The organism is Peptostreptococcus sp. MV1 (assembly GCF_000758885.1).
Classification (GTDB): Bacteria; Bacillota; Clostridia; order Peptostreptococcales; family Peptostreptococcaceae; genus Peptostreptococcus.
In genome coordinates this window covers 1-3,112 of record NZ_JRNB01000105.1, presented here as the reverse complement: position 1 = coordinate 3,112, position 3,112 = coordinate 1, and the positions used below count along the sequence as shown (strand labels likewise).

Below are 3,112 nucleotides of genomic sequence, written 5' to 3'. Positions count from 1 at the left end.
TATATAAATATGATGATGTTATAAAAGAAAGCGAGGTAAAAGGAATGAAGATATTTTTAAGTGTAGGTCATTCGATTTTAAAAGGTGGTGGGTGTACTAGTGCAAGTGGATATACGCACGAGTATAGGTATAATAAGGAGCTAGCCCCTTATGTGAAAAGGGCCTTAGAGTCACTAGGTCATTCGTGCGACGTGATAGTTTGCCCTGAAGGTGTATTTACCAACTGGAAGCAGGAAGCTTCATATAAATTGCCGATTGCCAATAGCGGCAAGTATGATTTAGTGTGTGAGTTACATCTAAATGCCTTTGATGGTCAGAAACAAGGGTCAGAGGTGCTACATTACCCAGGAGATAGAAAAGGCCAGGAGATAGCTACTAGAGGGTCTAGTGCCTTGTCTAAGCTGGGCTTTAAAAATAGGGGCCCTAAATCAAGAGGAGACCTATATATCATAGGAAGTACTAGACCTACAGCCGTGCTATTTGAAAGTTTCTTCTGTGACAATAAGCACGATTCAGACTTAGCCAAGAAGTTAGGATTTAAGAAGATAGCCGAGGCAATAGCTTATGGACTTACAGGTCAAGTGGTAGACAGTGATGTAGAAGAAGTTGAACAGACTACTCAAAAGGTAGTCCCTAAGTCGAGATGGATCCAGGAAAATGGCAAGTGGTATTACTATGATAAGGGTAAGAAAAGAACTGGCTGGCTAAAGTCAGGGTCTAAATGGTTTTACCTAAAGCCTGATAGGGATGGTGAGATGGCTACAGGTTGGCTAAAGTACAATAACAATTGGTTTTACTTTAACTCTAAGGGTTATATGCTTACTGGTAAGCAGGTCATTGACGGCAAGAATTATGAATTTGATAGCAATGGTTATTGGATAAAATAGTCATTAAAATAGGGGGCATATTTGGCCCCCCTTTGTTTTTATTGTGCTTCTTCTATATTAACGTCTAAGGCCTCTACTGCCTTAAGGTAATCAGCCCACATCATATCTGGGTCGTCGTACTTGTGATAATTCAGACCCAGGTCGTCAAGATGGTCGGCATATTCGTCAGCCTCTACATCAGACCAGCTGTCACAACTTTCAACAAAACTTATAAACTCTTCGTGATATTCCTTAAGGTCCTTATTTTTTCTTGCCTTAGCAATATCGAAGTTGTAATTTTTTAACGGCTCCCACTCTCCAATAGAATCGCCATTTTCGTCAACTTCTGCTTCATATAGTGTGTATGAGCAAGTTGCAACTTTCTTCTCCTTCCAGTACTTCTGAATACTCTCATTTATCCAAAAATAAACATCCTCTTTATCGGGCACCTTATCCCACTTTTCTATGCAGTGATCATATCCCGGTTCAAAAAGTTCACCTCTTGAACTTAACAACGCTTCTTCCAGTAAATACTTTTTCATTTTTATACCTCCGTTTTTTTTAATGTTGTTTTTTTGTATTTCCTTATCTTTAATTATATTATACCTTATTCGTAACGAATAGTCAATAGTTTTTTTATATTTTTTTAATAATTATTTGTTGTTTTTTTTCATCATATCTTATTGATAAATCTCTACTATCTTCCGTAATACCAATTGCTTTTGCCCAGGTACTTGGGATAGTGACCCTATAGGTTATGCCACCCTTTCCTGCTGTTCCACCCGATTTATTTAGTGACATTTTAGCTTTTCTTTCTTCACTCATTATTATTTCCTTTCCAACTTTAATCTAATCATCTATTTCTAAACTTCAGGTAAAAGAAGCTTATTAAAAATACCATTGTAACAAATAAAAATGAAATATTTTTAGTTATATTAAATAGCATTATAGATAGAAAGCCTAAAATAGATATTACTAATGTTTTATTATTTTTCATTTCATATTTCACATGAGTATGTTATAATACCCTTAAAGGGTGAGGGGCTTAGCCCCTCATAAGAGTTACTTGAAATAGTTTTTTAATGATTCTATAAACTGTATCAGAGTTATTATTGTTATAAGCCATTCAAGTAACTCTTTATTTTTTTGTTCTTCAAGCTCCTTTCTTTTTCTTTCTTTTTTAATTCGATTGTGTAATCTGTTACTCATGTTTCCCCCTTTCTTTAATTATATTATACCTTATTCGTAACGAATAGTCAATAGTTTTTTTAAAAAAAATTTCCGTATATAGGGATTTAGTTGCCCTCTTATTTTTATTTACATGTCCACCGTTTGTCCACCACACACAAGATTAAGTGAAATACACCTTGATATCACCGATGTACTAGCTGATATTTTTACCCCAAAAACCGCGAAATCTCAAAGTCTAAGAAACTATATCACGATTAACTATGATATAATATGAAATGGATAGTCGACATAGCGTTCATGTAGAGTGCATAGCGTTGATACAAAGAGTGAAATCGTGAAAATACTGCATTTTAAGCAGTTTTACAAGCATTATGTATTTGTAGAAGACGGAGAGGGAGGACGAAAAAAAGTCTTAAAAAATTATATGGATGTGAATGTTTGCATTGATATGGTGTGTGGAGATACAAAGAATGTTTTTGAAAGTGAGGAATANTAAATNATGAGATGGATAATAAAAATAATCTTATTCCCAATTAGCTTGGTGTTAAGTATCCTCACAGCATTTCTGACATTTCTACTTGGTATCGGAACAGCCCTACTATATTTGCTGATGATGTTTTGTATATTTGGAGCAATTGCATCTTTTCTGCAAAAAGAAGTTACCATCGGAATAGAAGCATTGATTATTGGATTCTTAGTTAGTCCATACGGAATACCGATGGTTGGTGCAACTGTTATAGCTTTTTTACAAGGTATCAATGAGGCAATAAAATCAATCTAAAAAATTTCATAAAAATGGTTACCAAAGGCGATAGATGAAAAAACTATCGTCTTTTTCTTTGCAAATTTTTAAGGAGGGAGGTGATCTTGCATGGACTTTGACTATTTCTATAACAGAGAAGCAGAGCGATTTAACTTTCTGAAAGTGCCTGAAATATTAGTAGACGGAGAAGAATTTAAGGGACTGTCTGCTGAAGCCATTATCCTATACTCCATGCTTTTGAAACGCACAGGAATGTCCTTTAAGAATAACTGGNTNGACAAGGAAGGCAGAG

The 3,112-nt window shown here is 35.0% G+C and carries 7 protein-coding genes; 4 read left to right on the top strand and 3 right to left on the bottom strand.

The genetic code is table 11. The features are described from left to right. The coding region (locus HMPREF1639_RS09130) for an N-acetylmuramoyl-L-alanine amidase (protein ID WP_207640741.1) at positions 1 to 887 on the top strand (887 nt) is incomplete at its 5' end. A 38-nt stretch (positions 888 to 925) separates the two neighbouring features. Here the strand turns inward: HMPREF1639_RS09130 and HMPREF1639_RS07530 are convergent. The 3 genes from HMPREF1639_RS07530 to HMPREF1639_RS09305 form a co-directional block, all read right to left on the bottom strand. Next, a complete protein-coding gene (locus tag HMPREF1639_RS07530) occupies positions 926 to 1,381 on the bottom strand; it encodes a hypothetical protein (RefSeq protein ID WP_156955970.1) in 456 nt (151 codons plus the stop codon). Positions 1,382 to 1,502: 121 nt separating this feature from the next. Then, the gene (locus HMPREF1639_RS07525) at positions 1,503 to 1,691 is read right to left on the bottom strand and encodes an AbrB/MazE/SpoVT family DNA-binding domain-containing protein (protein WP_036765091.1); all 189 of its coding nucleotides are present in this window, start codon (positions 1,689 to 1,691) and stop codon (positions 1,503 to 1,505) included. Between the two features lie 237 nt (positions 1,692 to 1,928). Further along, on the bottom strand, positions 1,929 to 2,075 hold the full coding sequence (locus HMPREF1639_RS09305; RefSeq protein WP_156955969.1) for a hypothetical protein: 147 nt from the start codon (positions 2,073 to 2,075) through the stop codon (positions 1,929 to 1,931). A gap of 316 nt (positions 2,076 to 2,391) precedes the next feature. Here HMPREF1639_RS09305 and HMPREF1639_RS09300 point away from each other — a divergent pair, with 316 nt between their 5' ends. From HMPREF1639_RS09300 to HMPREF1639_RS07515, 3 genes are all read left to right on the top strand, one after another. Then, the gene (locus HMPREF1639_RS09300; RefSeq protein WP_156955971.1) at positions 2,392 to 2,553 is read left to right on the top strand and encodes a hypothetical protein; all 162 of its coding nucleotides are present in this window, start codon (positions 2,392 to 2,394) and stop codon (positions 2,551 to 2,553) included. A 3-nt stretch (positions 2,554 to 2,556) separates the two neighbouring features. Next, positions 2,557 to 2,838: a CD1845 family protein gene (locus HMPREF1639_RS07520; RefSeq protein WP_001267198.1), complete on the top strand. Its 282-nt coding sequence runs from the start codon at positions 2,557 to 2,559 to the stop codon at positions 2,836 to 2,838. A 90-nt stretch (positions 2,839 to 2,928) separates the two neighbouring features. After that, positions 2,929 to 3,112, top strand: a 184-nt coding sequence (locus HMPREF1639_RS07515) for a replication initiator protein A (protein ID WP_036765089.1), incomplete at its 3' end; no start/stop codon positions are given.